Source organism: Curtobacterium sp. A7_M15 (assembly GCF_030705415.1).
Lineage (GTDB): Bacteria > Actinomycetota > Actinomycetes > Actinomycetales > Microbacteriaceae > Curtobacterium.
In genome coordinates this window covers 1-19,607 of sequence record NZ_JAUZED010000025.1, presented here as the reverse complement: position 1 = coordinate 19,607, position 19,607 = coordinate 1, and the positions used below count along the sequence as shown (strand labels likewise).

The 19,607-nt window shown below is 70.3% G+C and carries 20 protein-coding genes; 12 read left to right on the top strand and 8 right to left on the bottom strand.

The genetic code is table 11. The annotated features are described in order from the left end of the window. Positions 1-14: 14 nt before the first annotated feature. Both ispF and Q7F20_RS06825 read right to left on the bottom strand, forming a co-directional pair. Entirely contained in the window at positions 15-1,178 is a 1,164-nt protein-coding gene (ispF, locus tag Q7F20_RS06830) for a 2-C-methyl-D-erythritol 2,4-cyclodiphosphate synthase (protein WP_305739365.1), read from the bottom strand. Positions 1,179-1,227: 49 nt separating this feature from the next. Further along, positions 1,228-1,710, bottom strand: coding sequence for a CarD family transcriptional regulator (locus tag Q7F20_RS06825; protein WP_017888066.1), 483 nt, complete (start codon positions 1,708-1,710; stop codon positions 1,228-1,230). Positions 1,711-1,867: 157 nt separating this feature from the next. Between Q7F20_RS06825 and Q7F20_RS06820 the strand changes: the two genes are divergently transcribed. After that, entirely contained in the window at positions 1,868-2,473 is a 606-nt protein-coding gene (locus Q7F20_RS06820) for a hypothetical protein (RefSeq protein WP_305739364.1), read from the top strand. Between the two features lie 128 nt (positions 2,474-2,601). Here the strand turns inward: Q7F20_RS06820 and Q7F20_RS06815 are convergent, their stop codons facing one another. After that, on the bottom strand, positions 2,602-3,282 hold the full coding sequence (locus tag Q7F20_RS06815) for a response regulator transcription factor (RefSeq protein ID WP_305739363.1): 681 nt from the start codon (positions 3,280-3,282) through the stop codon (positions 2,602-2,604). After that, positions 3,279-4,445, bottom strand: a complete 1,167-nt coding sequence (locus tag Q7F20_RS06810; protein WP_305739362.1) for a cell wall metabolism sensor histidine kinase WalK — start codon at positions 4,443-4,445, stop codon at positions 3,279-3,281. Before Q7F20_RS06810 ends, Q7F20_RS06815 begins: the two co-directional genes overlap by 4 nt. A gap of 147 nt (positions 4,446-4,592) precedes the next feature. Between Q7F20_RS06810 and phoU the strand changes: the two genes are divergently transcribed. Both phoU and Q7F20_RS06800 read left to right on the top strand, forming a co-directional pair. Further along, on the top strand, positions 4,593-5,261 hold the full coding sequence (gene phoU / locus Q7F20_RS06805; protein WP_305739361.1) for a phosphate signaling complex protein PhoU: 669 nt from the start codon (positions 4,593-4,595) through the stop codon (positions 5,259-5,261). A gap of 30 nt (positions 5,262-5,291) precedes the next feature. Next, positions 5,292-5,840, top strand: coding sequence for an AAA family ATPase (locus Q7F20_RS06800; RefSeq protein WP_305739360.1), 549 nt, complete (start codon positions 5,292-5,294; stop codon positions 5,838-5,840). Between the two features lie 229 nt (positions 5,841-6,069). On the opposite strand, the gene Q7F20_RS06795 is transcribed toward Q7F20_RS06800, so the two are convergent. After that, complete coding sequence (locus tag Q7F20_RS06795; RefSeq protein WP_305739359.1) at positions 6,070-6,816, bottom strand: phosphoglyceromutase; 747 nt, start codon at positions 6,814-6,816, stop codon at positions 6,070-6,072. A 56-nt stretch (positions 6,817-6,872) separates the two neighbouring features. On the opposite strand from Q7F20_RS06795, the gene Q7F20_RS06790 reads away from it, so the two are divergent. Beyond that, positions 6,873-7,646, top strand: a complete 774-nt coding sequence (locus Q7F20_RS06790) for a class I SAM-dependent methyltransferase (RefSeq protein ID WP_305739358.1) — start codon at positions 6,873-6,875, stop codon at positions 7,644-7,646. Between the two features lie 132 nt (positions 7,647-7,778). On the opposite strand, the gene Q7F20_RS06785 is transcribed toward Q7F20_RS06790, so the two are convergent. From Q7F20_RS06785 to Q7F20_RS06775, 3 genes are all read right to left on the bottom strand, one after another. Beyond that, positions 7,779-8,876, bottom strand: coding sequence for a folate-binding protein YgfZ (locus Q7F20_RS06785; RefSeq protein ID WP_305739357.1), 1,098 nt, complete (start codon positions 8,874-8,876; stop codon positions 7,779-7,781). Beyond that, on the bottom strand, positions 8,876-9,478 hold the full coding sequence (locus Q7F20_RS06780; RefSeq protein WP_305739356.1) for an FABP family protein: 603 nt from the start codon (positions 9,476-9,478) through the stop codon (positions 8,876-8,878). The genes Q7F20_RS06785 and Q7F20_RS06780 overlap by 1 nt, the downstream gene beginning before the upstream one ends. Positions 9,479-9,665: 187 nt before the next feature. After that, on the bottom strand, positions 9,666-9,947 hold the full coding sequence (locus Q7F20_RS06775) for a hypothetical protein (protein ID WP_305739355.1): 282 nt from the start codon (positions 9,945-9,947) through the stop codon (positions 9,666-9,668). A 127-nt stretch (positions 9,948-10,074) separates the two neighbouring features. On the opposite strand from Q7F20_RS06775, the gene Q7F20_RS06770 reads away from it, so the two are divergent. The 8 genes from Q7F20_RS06770 to pstB all read left to right on the top strand — a co-directional run bounded on the left by Q7F20_RS06770 (position 10,075) and on the right by pstB (position 19,147). After that, positions 10,075-10,758, top strand: a complete 684-nt coding sequence (locus tag Q7F20_RS06770) for a response regulator transcription factor (RefSeq protein WP_305739354.1) — start codon at positions 10,075-10,077, stop codon at positions 10,756-10,758. Beyond that, positions 10,758-11,582 carry a mycothiol synthase gene (gene mshD / locus Q7F20_RS06765; protein WP_305739353.1) on the top strand — a complete coding sequence of 275 codons (825 nt, stop codon included), beginning with the start codon at positions 10,758-10,760 and terminating at the stop codon, positions 11,580-11,582. Before Q7F20_RS06770 ends, mshD begins: the two co-directional genes overlap by 1 nt. A gap of 91 nt (positions 11,583-11,673) precedes the next feature. After that, the gene (locus tag Q7F20_RS06760; protein ID WP_305739352.1) at positions 11,674-13,839 is read left to right on the top strand and encodes an RNA degradosome polyphosphate kinase; all 2,166 of its coding nucleotides are present in this window, start codon (positions 11,674-11,676) and stop codon (positions 13,837-13,839) included. Continuing rightward, on the top strand, positions 13,836-14,783 hold the full coding sequence (locus Q7F20_RS06755; protein ID WP_305739351.1) for an NUDIX hydrolase: 948 nt from the start codon (positions 13,836-13,838) through the stop codon (positions 14,781-14,783). The genes Q7F20_RS06760 and Q7F20_RS06755 overlap by 4 nt, the downstream gene beginning before the upstream one ends. Positions 14,784-15,047: 264 nt before the next feature. Further along, positions 15,048-16,157, top strand: coding sequence for a phosphate ABC transporter substrate-binding protein PstS (locus tag Q7F20_RS06750; RefSeq protein ID WP_305739350.1), 1,110 nt, complete (start codon positions 15,048-15,050; stop codon positions 16,155-16,157). A 145-nt stretch (positions 16,158-16,302) separates the two neighbouring features. Then, positions 16,303-17,250 (top strand): phosphate ABC transporter permease subunit PstC, encoded by a 948-nt coding sequence (gene pstC / locus Q7F20_RS06745; protein WP_305739349.1) that lies wholly within the window; start codon positions 16,303-16,305, stop codon positions 17,248-17,250. A 13-nt stretch (positions 17,251-17,263) separates the two neighbouring features. After that, positions 17,264-18,349: a phosphate ABC transporter permease PstA gene (gene pstA, locus Q7F20_RS06740; protein WP_305739348.1), complete on the top strand. Its 1,086-nt coding sequence runs from the start codon at positions 17,264-17,266 to the stop codon at positions 18,347-18,349. 18 nt (positions 18,350-18,367) lie between these two features. Beyond that, entirely contained in the window at positions 18,368-19,147 is a 780-nt protein-coding gene (pstB, locus tag Q7F20_RS06735; RefSeq protein WP_305739347.1) for a phosphate ABC transporter ATP-binding protein PstB, read from the top strand. Positions 19,148-19,607: the final 460 nt, after the last annotated feature.

Below are 19,607 nucleotides of genomic sequence, written 5' to 3'. Positions count from 1 at the left end.
TCCAGCCTAGGACGTCAGGCCGGTCGGACGACGGCCGTCGCGATCGCGGCGAGCCCCTCGCCGCGGCCGGTGAAGCCGAGACCGTCCGTCGTCGTGCCGGACACGGCGACCGGGGCCCCGACGACGGCGCCGAGGGCGTCCTGCATCTCGGCCCGACGTGCGCCGATCCGTGGGCGGTTGCCGATGACCTGCACGGTGACGGACACGGGCGTCAGGCCTGCGGCGGCGAGCATCGCGACCGCCCCCCGGACGAAGACGTCGCCCGCTGCCCCGGCGTACGCGGGGTCCGACGTGCCGAAGGTCCCGCCGATGTCGCCCAGCCCGCCTGCGGAGAGCAGGGCGTCGCAGACCGCGTGCGCCACTGCGTCGCCGTCGCTGTGGCCGGAGAGTCCCGGTTCGTCGGGGAAGTCGAGCAGCCCGACACGGCACGGCGACGCGGCGTCGAAGGCGTGCACGTCCACCCCGAGGCCGACCCGTGTGTCCACGGGGGCTGCGGTACGGGCACGGACGATCGACTCGGCGCGACCGAGGTCCCACGCGGTCGTGATCTTGAAGGCGTCGGCGTCCCCGGGGACGGACCGCACGGTGCCGCCCGCGGCCTGGAAGACCCCCGCGTCGTCGGTCTCGGCCTGCTGCGACACCGCGTACGCCTGCCGGAGCCCGGCGAGCGGGAAGCCCTGCGGCGTCTGCACCCCGACGAGCGCGGACCGGTCGACCGTCTCGACCACCACGTCGCCGGACACCCGCTTGATCGTGTCCGTGACGGGCAACGCGGGGACGAACCCCGCACCACCGCCGCCGGCGACGGCGTCGAAGACCCGCTCGAACTGGGCGGACGGCGTGAGGCACCGTGCTGCGTCGTGCACCAGCACCGAGGTGACGGAGTCCGGCAGCACTGCCAGGCCGGCCTCGACCGAGGCGTGGCGATCCGCGCCTCCTGGGACGACGGCCGTGTACCCGACCGCTGCGCCGGCGACGGAGGCGACCACCTGCCGACAGTCGTCGAGGAGCGCCGTCGGCGCGACCACCACGACGAGCGTCGGCGACGCCAGCGCGAACAGCGGCTCGAGCGCCCGCGCGAGCATCAGCGTGCCGGCCACCGGGACGAACGCCTTGGCCGTCCCGATGCCGAGCCGTGTGCCGGACCCGGCCGCAACGACGACGACCGCCCTGTCCACCCCGTGGGGGAACAGAACGGTCGAGGACGTGTTCAGTGGTTCGGTGCGCTCAGGAGGCGAGGACCTCGTCGAGGACGGTCGATGCCTTGTCCTCGTCGGTCTTCTCTGCCAGCGCCAGCTCGGAGATCAGGATCTGCCGTGCCTTGGCGAGCATCCGCTTCTCCCCCGCGGACAGGCCGCGGTCTTGGTCGCGACGCCAGAGGTCGCGGACGACCTCGGACACCTTGATGACGTCACCGGAAGCGAGCTTCTCGAGGTTCGCCTTGTAGCGGCGCGACCAGTTCGTGGGCTCTTCGGTGAAGGGGGCACGCAGGACCTCGAACACCTTGTCGAGGCCTTCCTTGCCGATCACGTCGCGGACTCCGACCAGGTCGACGTTGTCCGCCGGGACCTCGATCGTCAGGTCACCCTGGGTGACCCGCAGCTTCAGGTAGACCTTTTCCTCACCCTTGATGACGCGCGTCTTGACTTCAGAGATGGTTGCCGCCCCGTGATGGGGGTAGACGACGGTCTCGCCGACCTCGAATTGCATGTATCAGGCTCCGTTCCGAGACACCCAGTTTACCACAAGCGTTGTTCGGGTAAGGGGCGCCTAACAACTGGCACACCCGCCGATCGGTAGGATGGTCGCGGACCGTCCGGTCCACATCGTGATCTTCCGGAGGAATCTCTTGCGAGCTCGGGTACTCGTGTCCGTCGCCGTTGCGGCAACCATCGCGCTCGGCGCCACCGGCTGCGAGTTCATGTCGCCCGCACAGACGACGGAGATCAAGCAGATCACCGACGGCGTCAACGTGACGACCGGCAAGGTGGACATCCGCAACGCGCTCCTCATCGCGGACGACGCCGAGGGTGCCCGGTTCGTCGGCACGATCGTGAACAACGCCGAGCGTGACGACGTCACCCTGTCGATCGAGGTCGGTGGGGACACCCAGACCGTCACGGTCCCGGCGAACACGCACATCGACCTCGGTGCCGCGGCGGAGCCCTCCGAGCAGGCCACGGCCTCGACGGAAGAGGGCGACGACACCACGCAGGGCACGGCCGCCGGCCAGTCGCGCGAGGTCGTCTTCGACGACGCGGACACCAAGCCGGGCTCCCTCGTCAAGGTCTACTTCTCGTACTCGGGCGCCGAGGGCGTCTCGGCGAGCGTCCCGGTGCTCACGAGCCAGCAGGAGGAGTACGCGACGCTCGCGCCCACCTCCTCGCCGGAGCCCACCAGCGAGATCACCCTCCCGGTCGAGACGCCCGCGGCGACCCCGACCGACGACGCGACGCAGGACGCCGGCAACTAGCCGCGGCCACACGCAAGTACAGGAGGCGCGGTGCCGGTCCCAGGGACCGGCACAGCGCCTCCAGTGCGTGAGCCGACGCCGGGTCAGCCGACTCCGCGTCAGCCGACGCCGCGCCCGCCGACTCCGCGTCAGCCCTCGATGCGGTAGCCGAGCCCGCGGACGGTCACCAGGATCTCCGGGGCGCTCGGGACGCGCTCGATCTTCGACCGGATGCGCTTGATGTGCACGTCGAGGGTCTTCGTGTCCCCGAAGTAGTCCGATCCCCAGACCCGGTCGATGAGCTGCCCGCGGGTGAGCACGCGCCCGGCGTTGCGGAGCAGCAGCTCGAGGAGCTCGAACTCCTTGAGCGGCATCGGCGTCTCCGAGCCCTCCACCGCGACGGTGTGCCGCTCGACGTCCATCCGGATGCCGCCGACCTGCAGGATGCCGCTGTCCGCGGGGTCGTCCTCGGTCCGGCGCCGCAGGACCGCGCGGATGCGGGCGAGGAGCTCCCGGGTCGAGTAGGGCTTCGTGACGTAGTCGTCCGCGCCGAGCTCCAGCCCGACGACGATGTCCACCTCGGAGTCCTTCGCGGTGAGCATGATGATCGGGATGTTCGAGCGGATCCGGATCTGCCGGCACACCTCAGTGCCGGAGAGCCCCGGCAGCATGAGGTCGAGCAGCACCAGGTCCGGGTTCTCCGCGTCGAACTTCGACAGCGCGGTCACGCCGTCCGCAGCGACGGAGGTCTCGTACCCCTCGCGCTGCAGCAGGAACTCCAGGGGCTCGCTCAGGGCCGGCTCGTCGTCGACGATGAGGATCTTGGTCACGATGGCTGCTCTTCCAGTTGCTCTTCGAGTGCTGTGGTCAGTTCCGGGTCCGCCTCGGGCAGGCGGATGGTGAAGGTCGATCCCTTGCCGGGCTGCGACCAGACGCGCACCTCGCCGCCGTGGTTGCCGACGACGTGCTTCACGATGGCGAGGCCCAGGCCGGTGCCACCCGTGGCACGGGACCGCGCCGGGTCGACACGGTAGAACCGCTCGAACACCCGGTCGAGGTCGGCCTCGGGGATGCCGACGCCCTGGTCGGTGACGGCGATCTCGACGAAGCCCTTCGTGCTCCGCACGCCGACGCCGACGCGGGTGTGGTCGGGCGAGTACTTCACGGCGTTCGCGATGAGGTTCGAGACCGCGATCTGCAGCAGTGCGGGGTCGCCCATGACCCGCAGCTTCGACTTCTTCGCCCGCACGAGCTCGATGTCCCGGGCGCGGGCGACGATCTCGTTCGCATCGACCGCGGCCTGCACGATGCGGTCGATCGAGGTCTCCTCGCTGTTCTCCAGCGTGTCGACGGACTGCAGTCGCGAGAGCTCGATGATGTCCTTCGTCAGCGCTGCCAGCCGCTCCGACTCGGTGACGAGCTGGGCCGCGAACTTCCGGACGTGCTGCGGTTCGTCGGCCGCCGCGACGAGGGTCTCGGAGAGCAGGCCGATCGCGCCGATCGGGGTCTTCAGCTCGTGGGAGATGTTCGCGACGAAGTCCCGCCGGACCTCGTCGATGCGTCGGGACTCGGTCAGGTCGTCCGCCGTGACGAGCACGTACCGGTTGCCGAGCTGCGCCGCGCGGAAGCTCAGGTAGCCGATCTGGTCGCTGCCCCGGCCGCGAGGGAGCTCGAGGTCCTCCGCGCCCATCTCCCCGCTCCCCCGCACCCGGTCGACGAGCTGGATGAGTTCTCGGTGCACGAGCTTCCGGCGCACGACCAGCCCGACCGTCAGGGCCTGCGGCGACGCGGCCACCACCGTGTTCGACGGGTCGACGACCACGGCGGGGTTGTGCATCGTGGCGATCACCGCCGCGACACCGTCCGGCAGCGTGCGCTCCGCCACGTCCGCAGCACGAGCCGTGCGCTCGGCGGTGATGATCAGCACCACGACGCCCGCGCCGAACACCCCGCCGAGGAGCATCGACAGTGGCACGAGCCACGCGTTGTCCATGCCGCCAGTGTAGGGATGGTCACGAGGGGTTCCAGCACCGTTCACCCGCCTCGAGCGGCCGGATCGACAAGCGTTCAGCCGCGCGTCACCGTTCGTTCACCTGACGTGACGACACTCGTCCGGTACGCATCAGAGAGGCACTCCCCCATGCGCGAAGTCTTCCAGCAGGAACTCCAGGACGTCCAGGAGCGACTGACCGAGATCGCCGGGCTCGTCGAGTCCGCCATCACCCGGGCCACGCAGGCCTTCAGCGACTCCGACGTCGCCCTCGCCGAGGAGGTGATCGCCGACGACGCCAAGATCGACGAGGCGGCGAACAGCCTCGACGAGATCGCGATCGACATCCTCGCGCGCCAGGCCCCCGTCGCCCGCGACCTGCGGGTCGTCGTCACCGCGCTCCGGGTCAGTTCCTCGCTCGAGCGCATGGGCGACATGGCCGAGCACATCGCGCAGCTCGCCCGGCAGCGGTTCCCCGAGAAGGTCGTCCCGAAGGGCATCCGCGGCACCTTCAAGAAGATGGGTGCGCACGACGTCGCGATGGCGCAGAAGCTCACGCGCCTGCTCGCCACCGAGGACATCACTCTCGCGGCGGAGATCCGCGACGAGGACGACGCCGTCGACGAGCTGCACGCGAGCGTGTTCGACTTCGTCCTGGGCGAGACCTGGAAGGGCAACCCGATCGACACGGTCGACGCCACCCTCGCCTCCCGCTACCACGAGCGCTTCGCCGACCACGCGGTGTCGATCGCCAAGAAGGTCGAGTACCTGGCGACGGGCGACTGGACCGGCGCGTCCACGGCGACCGCGGCGGTCTGATCCGTCCGTCGCTTCTGCGAGGATCGTGACATGGCCCAGGTCGCGATCATCGTCAACGGCATGCCCGGTTCCGGCAAGAGCACCATCGGTGCCGCCCTCGCCGAGGTGCTCGGCTGCCCGTTCCTGTCGAAGGACCGGATCAAGGAGCCCCTCGCCGACCTCGTCGGCCCGATGATCGCCTCGCGTCCGCTCGGCGGCATCGCGATGGACACCATGTGGTCGATGGCGGACGCCGTCGAGAACGGGGTCGTCCTCGACGCCGTCTGGCTGCCCTCGCGGGACCGTGGATCCCTGGAGGCGCGGCTCGCCTCCGCCGGCTCGCCTCGCGCTGTCGAGGTCTGGTGCGACACGGACCGGGCCACCGCCGAGGAGCGGCTGCGCGACCGGTACGACCCGGGCACCGTGCCGGTGCGCCACGAGGTGCACGGGGACCTCGCCGACGTGCTCGGGTTCTGGGACGAGCACGGTCCGGATGCCGGGCCGGTCGGGGTGCCCGGCGTGCCGGTGGTCCGCGTCGACACGACGAAGCCCTACGACGTCGGAGCCCTCGTGCAGGAGATCGCGTCGCACTTCGTCTGACGTCCGGAGAGCACCCTCCGACGGCCGGAGGACACCGTCACACGGCCGGAGGAGCCGACCGTGCCGGCCAAGCGACACGGTCCCGTCGAGGCGATCCGTTCCTCCTGGCAGTGCGACAGGATCCCGCCGGACGTTCCCCGGAGACCGTCGCTTTCGCGAAGCGGCTCGCAGGAGCACGCGACGAACGCCCCGCCCGGGGACACCGGACGGGGCGTTCGTGTGCGGGCTGTTACTTCTTCGCGCCCTGGGCGGCCACGGCGGCGGCGCCAGCGGCAGCGGCCTCGGGGTCGAGGTAGTACGCCGGCTTCGTCGGACGGAAGTCGTCGTCGAGCTCGTACACGAGCGGGATGCCCGTCGGGATGTTCAGGCCGGCGATGTCCTCGTCGGAGATGCCGTCGAGGTGCTTCACGAGCGCCCGGAGCGAGTTGCCGTGCGCCGTGACGAGGACCGTCTTGCCGGCACCGAGGTCCTTCGTGATGTCCGACTCCCAGTAGGGGAGCAGACGGTCGATGACGAGCTTGAGCGACTCGGTGCGGGGCCGCTGGTCGCCGAGGTCGGCGTAGCGGCGGTCCCCGAACTGCGACCACTCGGCGTCGTCGGCGATGGGGGGCGGCGGCACGTCGAACGACCGGCGCCACTCCATGAACTGCTGCTCGCCGTACTGCTCGAGGGTCTGGGCCTTGTCCTTGCCCTGCAGGTCGCCGTAGTGGCGCTCGTTGAGGCGCCAGTCGCGCTTCACCGGCAGCCACGCCAGGTCGGCCTGGAGCAGCGCAATGTCCGCCGTCTGGATCGCACGGGTGAGGAGCGAGGTGTACAGGACGTCGGGGACGATGCCGGACTCGGCGATGAGGTCGCCGGCGCGCTTCGCCTCCTTCTCGCCCAGCTCGCTGAGCCGGACGTCGACCCAACCGGTGAACAGGTTCTTCTGGTTCCAGTCACTGTTGCCGTGACGGAGCAGGACGAGCGTGGAGGTCATGCTCCGAGTCTACCGAGCGCCGTGCGGCCGGTCCCCGGCCCCGTACCCTGGTCGACATGCCCATCGGGAACGTGACGCGCGGGACGACCGGGTACAACCGGCTCCGCCGCGTCGACCGGTGGATCGCCACCCTGCCGGCGCTCCGGAAGAGCACCGACCCGCTCGTCGCCGACGTCGGGTACGGGGCCTCGCCCACGACGACACTGGAGCTCCGGGACCGACTGGCCGCCGTCCGCCCCGACGTCGAGGTCACCGGCATCGAGATCGAGCCGGCACGGGTGGCCCTCGCCAACGCCGGTACGCGGGACGGGGTGACGTTCCGGCTCGGCGGGTTCGAGACGCCGACGCCGGGGAACCGCCGACCCGCCGTCATCCGCGCCTTCAACGTGCTGCGGCAGTACGACGAGTCCGAGGTCGCGGAGTCCTGGCGGATCATGCAGGACCGTCTGCAGCCCGGTGGCGCGCTCGTCGAGGGCACGTGCAACGAGGTCGGACGCGTGGCCTCGTGGGTGACGCTCGACGAGCACGCACCGGTGTCGTTCACGGTGTCGCTGCGCCTCGCCGGTCTGGCCGTGCCGAGCGTCGTGGCCGAACGGCTGCCGAAGGCCCTCATCCACCGGAACGTGCCCGGCGAGCGGGTGCACGCGTTCCTCGCCGACCTAGACCTGGCGTGGGCCGTGGCGGCACCGCTCGGTACGTACGGCCCTCGGCAGCGGTGGATCCAGGCGGTCCGGGGCATGCGGGACCGGGGGTGGCCCGTGCTGCACGGGGTGACCCGGTGGCGGCTGGGTGAGCTCAGCGTGCCCTGGGCCGCGGTGGCCCCGGCCTGACCGGCGCCGGCTCGGCCGAGACTCGGCCCGGCGGACAGTTTCGTGACCGCGGGGGGGCACGAACGTGTCCGGGGACGCGAGACTCGGTGACGCAGGAAGGCGCGCGGCAGCGGAGGCGAGCGCGAGCGCGCGTTACGAGCGGCGGACGGCCCCGAGGCGCGGCAGCCGCGGCACGTCCGCGGTCGCGCCGGCACCCGGGGGCACGATGACCTCCTGCGTGGCGGACACGACCACGTCGTCGACCCGGAGCACCAGCGTGGCGGTGGGGTCGAGGGAACGCTTCACGACCGCGAGCCCGATCGGCCCGAGCTCGTGGTGGATGCCCGACGCCGTCAGACGCCCGACCTCCTTCTCGCCGGACTCCTCGCCGGAGACGACGGGCGTCCCCGGCGCGGGCAGCACGCCGTCCGACCCGTCCAGGTGCAGCATGACGGCTCGGCGCGGCGGGTGCCCGAGGTTGTGCACCTTCGCGACGGTCTCCTGCCCCCGGTAGCAGCCCTTCGACAGGTGCACGGCGGAGCGGAGCCAGTCGAGCTCGTGCGGGATGGTGCGCTCGTCGACGTCGGAGAGCGAGGGACGCCAGGCGGCGATCCGCAGTGCCTCGTACGCGAGCAGTCCCGCGGCGGGTTCGTCGGACGCGGCGATCGCCTCCGCGGTGCCGGGGCTGACCACGGCGATGCGGAGGGTCCAGTCGGAGGCGGGGTGCGCCTCCTGGGCTGCGTAGCCCCACCCGCCGGGCGTGACGGACGCCCACGGATCGACCCACTCGGCGACGGGAGGCCCCGGCAGGTCGGTCGACGCGAACGGCGCGGACTCGCCGAACCAGCCGATGGTGGCGAACTCCGCCGAGCGGTCGGCGACCTCGACGCGCAGCATGAAGCGCATCGAGTCGAGCCACGCGGCGAGCGGCGCGGCGTCGGCGGGCTCGGTCAGCAGCCACGCGACCGAACCGTCGTCGACGACCCGGGCCGCGTGCTCGACGCGACCGGACTGGTCGAGCACGAGCGTCTCGGTGCTCGCGCCGGCGGCGAGCCCGGTGAGCTGCTGCGACGTGATGGAGTTGAGCCAGGACAGACGGTCCGGCCCGGAGACGGTCACGACACCGAGTCCGAGCTCGACGACGGCGCGACCCCGGGCGAGCAGACGCTGCTCGCCGAGCGGGTTGCCGAAGTGCGCGGCCGGGCCGGAGTCGGACGCCACGAAACCGGCGCGACCGGCGAACGCGGACATCAGTCGACCTTCGCGAGCTGCCCCGAGGCGTGCGAGGTCAGCTCCTTGCCGAGCGCGGCGATGTCCCACGCCCAGAACAGCTTGCCCTCGACCAGGCCGTAGAGCCGGGTCGCCGCCGAGTAGTCCTTGGCGTTCGGCGAGCGCATGACCGCGTCGGTCGCGAGGTCGATGCGGCCCTTGCGGACCCGGCCGACGTAGAGCTCGTTGACGCCGGTGGGGTGGATGATCGCCGCTTCGACGTCGAATCCGTCGGTGGTGTTCCGGAGCGCCTCGACGCTCTCGACGGTGCTGAACGGCGTCGGCCCCTCGCCGAGGAGCATCGCCGGACCGCGGTCGCCGGGCTCGGACGGGCGGTCGATGCGCCAGTACCCCATCTCGGCGGCGAGCGGGGTGTGCTCGTCGTCGAGCAGCCACGACGTCGAGGAGTAGTTGAGGTAGGGCAGACCGTCGTGGCTGAAGCTGACGCGCTGGCCGAACTCGTACTTCCGGGGTTCGGCTTCGTCGCCGACGGGGTACTCGACCACGCCGGTGCCCTCCCAGACGCCGACGAGCCACGACAGCGGCACGAGTTCGGGCGCGAGGCCCTCGGGCAGTTCGATCAACGCTGACCCTTGAACAGCTTCACGACGACGGTCACCGAGACGAACGCGATCGCGAGCGACGCGAGGCCGAGCAGGCCCACGTAGAAGAGCTCGAGCGCAAGCAGCGAATCCATGGGTGGAGTCTACGCGTGACGCCTGACCACACCAGGCGAGCGACGGCGCGTCACCCCGCCGGCACGACGGCGCGTCACCGCGCGAGCAGGACCACCGCGGTGACGAGCACGACGACGAACGCCCCGGACGACGCGATGCTGATGCGCTCGACGAGTCCGTCCTTCGTCGCGGTGATGAGCTGCAGCACGAAGCTGACGAGCACGCACAGCACGAACACGAGCAGCAGCCAGGCGAACGAGTCCTTCTCGGTCAGGGTGAGGACCAGCACGGCGCCGACGACCGCGAGCAGCCAGACCGGCAACACGGACGTCAGCCGGAGGCGGCGCTGGTCGGTGGGCTGCACGGGCTCGGTCACGCGCCCCATCATGACAGGGCTGCCCGTCGGAGGTGGCCGGGACACGTTCCCGACCGTCCGGTCGGGAGGGATGCTTCCCGAGCATCACTAGGATGTGTGCACGACTCCCCCACGCCCTGGAGGTCCTGTGGCCCAGCTCCTGGTACTCACCTCAGCCGCGCCCGGCGACGTCCTGCCGAGCCTCGGACTGCTGAGCCACCGGATCCGCCACGTCCCCGCCGAGGCCGCACAGCTGGTCAACGCCCCGCAGAGCGACCTCATGTTCGTGGACGCCCGGACCGACCTCGCGAGCGCCAAGGCCCTGTGCAAGATCCTCGCGACGAGCGGCTCGACGACGCCGATCATCCTGGTCGTCACCGAGGGCGGGCTGACCGCGGTGAACAGCGAGTGGAACGTCGACGACGTCGTGCTCGAGACCGCCGGCCCGGCCGAGGTCGATGCCCGCATCCGCCTCACCGCCGGTCGCGCGTCGAAGAACCAGACCGGCTCGAAGATCCAGGCGTCGGCCGTCGTCATCGACGAGGCGAGCTACTCGGCGAAGGTCCGCGGCCGGCCGCTGGACCTCACCTTCAAGGAGTTCGAGCTGCTCCGCTTCTTCGCCACGCACCCCTCGCGGGTCTTCACCCGCGAACAGCTCCTCAGCGAGGTGTGGGGCTACGACTACTTCGGCGGCACCCGCACGGTCGACGTGCACGTCCGGCGACTCCGCGCGAAGCTCGGCGACCTCGAGTCCCTCATCGGCACGGTCCGCAACGTCGGGTACCGCTTCAACGTCTACGACGACGAGGCCGACCGGCTCGCGGGCCAGTAGTGGTCGACCTGTCCCGCTTCGTCGTCGCCGACGAGGCACCACCGTTCTCCGACCAGACCCTGGTCGACGTGCGCGCCGGTCGCGCGACGGTGCTCGGCGACGAGCGCGGGGTCGCCGTGGTCCGGGACGGCGAGCTGGAGGTCGTGGTCGCCCAGGAGGCGCGGGGCCGCGGCCTCGGGACCGCCCTCGTGACGCAGGCACTCACCCCGGGCGGCGGGGCCGCACGCGCGGCCGGGTCCGACGGGGTGCCGCGACTCGCGTGGGCACACGGGGACCACCCCGCTGCCCGGGCGCTCGCGTCGCGCTTCGGCTGGAGGACGGTCCGCACGCTCCTGCAGCTCCGCGCACCGATCGCGTCCGTCGCCCCCGACCCCGCGGTGCCGGCCGGCTTCTCCCTGTCGTCCTTCCGGACGGGCGACCCCGGCGACGAGGCCGACTGGCTGGCCCTCAACGCCGCCGCGTTCGCACACCACCCGGAGCAGGGCCGGATGACGCTCGACGACCTGCGCGCCCGTGAGTCCGACGACTGGTTCTCCGGCGACGACCTGCTCCTGCTCCGCGACGACCCCGGCGACCTGGCCGGGTCGTGCTGGCTCAAGGTCGAGGGCGACACCGGCGAGTTCTACGCCGTCGCCGTACGACCCGACCTGCAGGGCCGGGGGCTCGGCGGCGTCCTGATGCGGGCTGGGACGGCGCACCTGACCGGCAGGGGCCTCGCCGCCGCGGCGCTCTACGTCGAGGGCGACAACGCACCGGCGCTGGCCCTCTACCGCCGGTCCGGGTTCGTGCAGCACGCGATCGACGTGCAGTACGCGGCCGGCTGAACCTCCTCCACAGCAGGGTCGTTCAGCGCCCGTTTCCCCAGCGTCCACGTGCTGCCCTCCCGGCGCAGGGGTCGGGTGGCAGGATGTGGGCATGGACACCGAACCGCAGCTCGACGGCGACTCCGTCGCACCGGACCTCGACGACTTCGACGAGGTCGTCGAGATCGAGCACGAATCGCTGCCCACCGACCGCTACTTCGACCGTGAGCTCAGCTGGCTCCGGTTCAACCAGCGCGTGCTCGAACTCGGCGAGGACCGCACGCAGCCGCTGCTCGAGCGGGCGAACTTCCTGGCGATCTTCGCGTCCAACCTCGACGAGTTCTTCATGGTCCGGGTCGCCGGCCTGAAGCGCCGCATCGACACCGGCATCGCCGTGCCGACCAACGTCGGTCGGGCGCCGAGCGACGTGCTGCGGGACATCGCGACGAAGGCGCACGAGCTGCAGGACCGGCACGCACAGGCGTTCATCGGGTCGCTCAAGCCGGACCTCGACGCCGCCGGCATCCACATCGAGCACTGGTCCGACCTGGACGAGGCCGACCGACTCCGGATGCGCGAGTACTTCAACGAGCAGATCTTCCCGGTGCTCATGCCGCTCGCGGTCGACCCGGCGCACCCCTTCCCGTACATCTCGGGGCTGTCGCTCAACCTCGCGGTGCGCGTCCGCAACCCGAAGTCGCAGCGACAGGAGTTCGCCCGCCTCAAGGTGCCGCAGAACTTCTCGCGGTTCATCAAGCTGCCGGACGACGACTCCGGGCTGCTCCGCTTCATCCCGCTCGAAGACCTCATCGCGAACCACCTCGACGACCTCTTCCCGGGGATGGAGGTACTCGAGCACCACGTGTTCCGGGTCACCCGCAACGAGGACGTCGAGATCGAGGAGGACGAGGCCGAGAACCTCATCCAGGCCCTCGAGCGTGAGCTGCTCCGTCGCCGGTTCGGGCCGCCCATCCGCCTCGAGATCACCGAGGACATGGACCCGGTGACGCTCGACCTGCTCGTGCGCGAGCTCGACATCACCGAGCAAGAGGTCTTCCGCCTGCCGTCGCCGCTCGACCTCGGCGGTCTGTTCGAGATCGCCAAGATCAGCCGGCCTGACCTGCACTACCCGAAGCACGTGCCGACGACCCCGGTGCAGTTCCAGCCGGGCGAACCGAACACGAAGCCGGACCTCTTCCGCGCGATCGCGGCGAAGGACGTCCTCGTGCACCACCCGTACGAGTCCTTCGCGACGAGTGTGCAGGCGTTCCTCGAGCAGGCCGCAGCCGACCCGAACGTGCTCGCGATCAAGCAGACGCTCTACCGCACCTCGGGCGACAGCCCCATCGTCGAGGCGCTCATCGACGCCGCCGCCGCGGGGAAGCAGGTGCTCGCGCTCGTCGAGATCAAGGCGCGCTTCGACGAGCAGAACAACATCACGTGGGCCCGCAAGCTCGAGAAGGCCGGCGTGCACGTCGTCTACGGCCTGGTCGGGCTGAAGACCCACTCGAAGCTCGTGCTCGTCATCCGGCAGGAAGGCGGCACGCTCAAGCACTACAGCCACATCGGCACGGGCAACTACAACCCGAAGACCTCGCGCATCTACGAGGACATGGGCCTGTTCACGTCGGACGACACCGTGGGCAAGGACCTCACGCGCCTGTTCAACGAGCTGTCCGGGTACGCGATCGAGAAGAAGTTCAAGCGTCTGCTCGTCGCGCCGCTGCACCTGCGGAAGGGCCTGCTCAAGCGCATCCAGACCGAGGCGGACAACGCCCGTGCCGGCAAGCCCTCCGGGATCCGCATCAAGGTCAACTCGATGGTCGACGAGCAGATCATCGACGCGCTGTACCTGGCGAGCCAGGCCGGCGTGCCGGTCGACGTCTGGGTCCGCGGCATCTGCTCGCTCAAGCCCGGCATGGAAGGCGTCAGCGACACCATCCGGGTGCGGAGCGTCGTCGGCCGGTACCTGGAGCACTCCCGGGCGTTCGCGTTCCACAACGACGGCGACCCCGCGGTCTTCATCGGCTCGGCGGACATGATGCACCGCAACCTGGACCGCCGCGTCGAAGCGCTCGTGCGACTGTCCGACCCGGGCCACGTGAACGAGATCCACGAGATGTTCGACCTCGCGATGGCGGACACGACGAGCTCGTGGCACCTCGAGTCGGACGGTGAGTGGACGCGCCACTCGACGGACGACGACGGCCGACCGCTCGATGACGTGCAGAATGTCCTCATGCGGAAGATCTCGGCGCGGAAGCGCTCCACTCGGTGAGCGGCGGCTCCACCGGGCCGGTCGTCGCCGCGGGTGCGGTCGTCTGGCGTGAACGCGACGGCGTCCCGCTCGTGCTGCTCATCCACCGCGACCACCACAAGGACGTCTCGTTCCCCAAGGGCAAGGTCGACCCGGGTGAGAGCGTCCCGACGACCGCCGTGCGCGAGATCGACGAGGAGACCGGTTACCGCGTGCACCTCGGCGCCCCCCTGGGCACGGCCGAGTACGTCCTGCCGAGCGGCCGCGACAAGGTGGTGCACTACTGGTCCGCCCGGGTCTCCTCGAAGGAGTACGAGCGTGCCGGGAAGTTCCGCCCCAACGACGAGGTCGCGTCCGTCGAGTGGGTCACCCTCGACGACGCCCGGCACCGGCTGACGTACGACCGCGACGTCGCGATCCTCGACCGGTTCGCCGACCGTGTGGCCGCCGGGGAGCACCGCACCTTCGCCCTCATCGCCCTCCGGCACGCGAAGACGGTCCCCGGGTCCGACTGGAACGGGCCGGACGCCACCCGCCCGCTCCTGCCGGTCGGCCGGTCGCAGGCGAAGTCCGTCGCCTCTCCCGTGGCCGCCTTCGGCCCGAAGAAGATCGTCAGCAGCACCGCGGCCCGGTGCCTCGCGACGGTCGAGCCGCTCTCCGACCGGACGCACCTCGGGGTCTCGAGCACGCCGGACATCAGCCAGGACGCCCACGACCGCGGCGCCGCCGACGTCAAGGGCGTCGTGCAGAAGCGCCTGCACAAGGCGAAGACCACCGTCCTGTGCTCGCACGGGCCCGTGTTGCCGGACATCATCGCCCGCATCGCGACCGCGACGGCCGACGAGTCCGGCCGGTTCGACCTCCGTCGGGCCGCCATGCTCTCGGTCGGCGACTTCTCGGTGATGCACATCGCCGGCGACCGACTGGTGGCCGTCGAGACGCACCGCAACCCCGTCTCGGCGTAGGTCGAACGCCGGAGCCGAGCCGCGCCTCCAGGCCCGCTCGGTGCATGCGCACGCATGCGCCCGTTCTCGGCGCGCTGTTCCTGATCCTGCACCTGCGCGCGCTCCGACGTCCGGCGCGTCGCCCAGGACCATCCCTCGTTCACCTCCCGTTCACCGGGGCGGGTGATCCCCGTCACCTCGCGTCCCTACAGTCGCTCCCGGGTCAGCACCGGCCCGCGGGACCGCAGCGGTCCCACCTGCACTGACATTCCCGAAGGGACCCCTGTGAACATCAAGCGAATCGGTACGGTCGCGGCAATCGCGATCGCCGGCGCGGTCGTGCTCTCCTCGTGCGCGGCGAACGAGGACGCGGGCAACACGCCCTCGTCCAGCTCGAGCTCCGGTACCGACTACTCGAAGCTCTCGGGCACGCTGACCGGCTCGGGTTCGTCCGCCCAGCAGACCGCCGAGGCCACCTGGGCCGCTGGTTTCCAGAACGTCGCATCCGGCGTGACGGTCAACTACTCGCCGGACGGTTCGGGCGCCGGCCGCAAGAACTTCATCTCGGGTGCCGCGGACTTCGCCGGCTCCGACGCCGCGCTGAAGGACGAGGAGCTCGCGGGCTCGTTCGCCCTCTGCGCCGCGGACTCCAAGGCCATCGACATCCCCGTCTACATCTCCCCGATCGCCATCGCCTACAAGGTCGACGGCGTCAAGGACCTCACGCTCGACGCGAAGACCATCGCGGGCATCTTCTCGGGCAAGATCACGAAGTGGAACGACTCGCAGATCGCCGACCTGAACAAGGACGCGACCCTGCCGGACGCGAACATCACGGTCGTGCACCGCTCCGATGACTCGGGCACCACGCAGAACTTCTCGGAGTACGTCTCGGCGAACGCCAAGGACGTCTGGACCGAGGCCCCCAGCCAGACCTTCCCGTACCAGGTCGGCGACAGCGCGAAGGGCACGTCGGGTGTCGCCTCGGCCATGGCCAGCGCCTCGAACGCCATCACCTACATCGACGACTCCGGCGCCGGTGACCTCGACAAGGCGAAGCTCATGGTCGGCGACAAGGCCACCGAGATCTCCGCCGAGGGTGCTGCCAAGGTCGTCGCCGACTCCGAGACCGTCTCGGGCCGCGCGGAGAACGACCTCGCGATCGACATCAACCGCACCGACACGGCCGAGAACGCCTGGCCGCTCGTGCTCGTCTCCTACGCGATCGCCTGCCAGGAGTACAAGGACGCCGACAAGGGCAAGCTCGTGAAGGGCTACCTCGACTACGTCGTCTCGAAGGACGCGCAGGACGCGGCCGCGAAGGAAGCCAAGTCGGCCGCCCTCTCGACCGACCTCGCCGAGAAGGCAGCGAAGGCCGTCGCCTCGATCAAGTAAGACCCTGAGCGCCCGGACGCCGGTCCCACCCACCTGACCGGCGTCCGGGCCCTCGCCCGTCCCGGCACGTCCGTGTCGGGCGGGCCCCGCACCACCGGACACCCCAACCCGTCGCCTCCCCCGGCGTTCCTCCGACAGGAGTCTGATGACGACCGCACCGGCCCAGCCAGTGGCCCCCGTCACCCCCAAGCCGAAGCCCGTGGTCCGCGTCGGCGACCGCGTCTTCTCCGCCGCCTCGGTCATCGCCGGCGGCCTCATCCTCTTCGTGCTCGTGCTCGTCGCCGCCTTCCTGGTCTGGCAGAGCATCCCGGCGTTCTCCGCCAAGGTCGGGGAACTGCCGAACAGCGCGAGCAACTTCTGGGACTACGTCGGCCCGCTCGTCTTCGGCACCGTCTGGTCCGCGCTCATCGCGCTCGTGATCGCCGTGCCGCTCTCGCTCGGGATCGCGCTCTTCATCTCGCACTACGCGCCGCGTCGGATCTCGCCGGTGCTCGGCTACGTGATCGACCTGCTGGCCGCGGTGCCGTCGGTCGTCTACGGGCTCTGGGGCATCGTGGTGCTGGCGCCGTTCGTGAAGCCCTTCTACGCCTTCCTGAACACCTACTTCGGCTGGATCCCGCTGTTCTCCGGCCAGGTCTCCGGCACGGGCCGCACGATCCTCACCGCCTCGATCGTCCTCGCCGTCATGGCCATCCCGATCATGACCGCCGTCATGCGGGAGATCTTCCTGCAGGCCCCGCGCCTCAACGAAGAGGCAGCGCTGGCGCTCGGCGCGACGCGGTGGGAGATGATCCGCCTGTCCGTGCTGCCGTTCGCGAAGTCCGGCATCGTGTCCGCGATCATGCTCGGCCTCGGTCGCGCGCTCGGCGAGACGATGGCGATCGCCCTGGTGCTGTCGGTGTCGACGAACGTCACCTTCCAGATGCTCACCTCGCTGAACCCCTCGACGATCGCGGCCAACATCGCCCTGCAGTTCGCCGAGGCGTCCGGCACGGCCCTGAACGCGCTCATCGCGTCGGGTCTGATCCTCTTCGTCATCACCCTGGTCATCAACATGCTCGCGCGGTACATCGTCCGCAAGCGAGTGAGCTGAGAGGTACGACCCGATGTCCCTCGCCATCCGTCAGTCCGGCGTCGCCGGCAACGTCTACGCCAACGGCAAGCTCCACAAGTCCGTGCCGTGGCTGCTCCTCGTCGGCTCCTGGGTCGCGCTGATCCTCGTGTTCGCCCTGCTCAACGCCGGCGGCTCGGTCAAGGACTTCAACGTCGTCGCGGCACTCTTCCTCGGAACGGTCCTGTTCGACGTCCTCATCGTCGTCGTGTCGCGCATCGTCGAGGGCGGTCGGAAGGCCGTCGACCGGCTCGTCACCTCGCTCGTCGTCACGGCGTTCGTGATCGCGGTGCTGCCGCTCGTCTCCCTGCTCTACACGGTGCTCGCGGACGGCCTCGCCCGCTTCGACGTCGAGTTCTTCTCGTACTCGATGCGCGGTGTGATCTCCGAGGGCGGCGGCGCGCTGCACGCCCTCATCGGCACGCTCGAGATCACGCTGTTCGCGGCACTCATCTCGGTGCCGATCGGCCTGCTCACGTCGATCTACCTCGTCGAGTACGGCACCGGCGCCCTCGCGAAGGGCATCACGTTCTTCGTCGACGTCATGACGGGCATCCCGTCGATCGTCGCCGGCCTCTTCGCGTACTCGCTCTTCGCGCTGTTCCTCGGCCCGGGTGCCCGCTTCGGCCTGGTCGGGTCGGTGGCGCTGAGCGTCCTGATGATCCCGATCGTCGTGCGCTCCACCGAAGAGGTCCTGAAGATCGTGCCGATGGAGCTCCGCGAGGCCTCGTACGCCCTCGGCGTCCCGAAGTACCTGACGATCCTCAAGGTGGTGCTGCCCACGTCACTCGCCGGCATCACCACCGGCGTCATGCTCTCGATCGCCCGCGTCATCGGCGAGACCGCCCCGCTGCTGGTCACCGCCGGGTTCACCGCGAGCATGAACTACGACCTGTTCAAGAACCCGATGATGACCCTGCCCGTGTTCGCGTACACCCAGTACTCGCAGCAGGGCGCCAACCCGGTCCCGTTCGTCGACCGGGCGTGGACGGCAGCGCTCCTGCTCATCCTCATCGTGATGCTGCTGAACCTGCTCGCCCGGTTCATCACCCGTCTCTTCGCCCCCAAGCTCAGCCGCTAGTACCCCGGAAGGTCCACTGTGTCCAAGCGCATCGAGGTCGACGGCCTCAACGTCTACTACTCGAAGTTCAAGGCGGTCGAGGGCGTCGACATGACGATCGAGCCCCGCACCGTCACCGCCTTCATCGGCCCGTCCGGGTGCGGCAAGTCCACCTTCCTCCGCACCCTCAACCGCATGCACGAGGTCATCCCCGGCGCCTACGTCGAGGGCTCCGTCAAGATCGACGGCGACGACCTCTACGGTGCCGGCGTCGACCCGGTCCTCGTCCGCCGCCAGGTCGGCATGGTCTTCCAGCGGCCGAACCCGTTCCCGACGATGTCGATCAAGGACAACGTCCTCGCCGGGGTGAAGCTCAACAACAAGCGCCTGTCCCGCTCGGAGTCCGACGACATCGTCGAGCGCTCCCTGCAGGGCGCGAACCTCTGGAACGAGGTCAAGGACCGCCTCGACAAGCCCGGCATGGGTCTGTCCGGCGGGCAGCAGCAGCGGCTCTGCATCGCCCGGGCGATCGCCGTGCAGCCGGACGTGCTGCTCATGGACGAGCCGTGCTCCGCGCTCGACCCGATCTCGACCCTCGCGATCGAGGACCTCATCGAGGAGCTCAAGAAGGAGTACACGATCGTGATCGTGACCCACAACATGCAGCAGGCCTCGCGCGTGTCCGACAAGACCGCGTTCTTCAACATCGCCGGCACCGGCGCACCGGGCAAGCTCATCGAGTTCGACGACACCGCCACGATGTTCTCCAACCCGTCCGTGCAGGCCACCGAGGACTACGTCTCCGGCCGCTTCGGGTGATCGACGTCCGCCGCGCGCGGAGCAGGAACGACAAGACCGACGTCGCACGACGTCGGTCTTGTCGTTCCTGGCGGGCGCGGGGTGTTGCGGGCGCGGTGCAGCGACGAGGCGGTCGTCGTACGACATCGGGGACGTCGTTCGTTGCGGGCGCGGGCTGTTGCGGGCGCGGGGTGTTGCATTCGCAGACTCTCGCGGGCGCGGCATATTGCGGGCGCGGGGTGGCGCGGGCGCGGGGTGACGACACTGCGGTCGTCGTACGACGACGAGGATGTCGTTCGTTGCGGACGCGGGCTGTTGCGCGCGCGGGAGAGCGACGACGTGGTCGTCGTACGACAGCGAGGACGTCGTTCCGAGTCCGCACCCCGCCCACGCCGCCCACGCCGCGCAGGCCAACGCCGCACGCCGCCACGCAGCACACCCGCCCACGCCGCGCACCCCGCCGCCGCCCACGCCCGCCCCG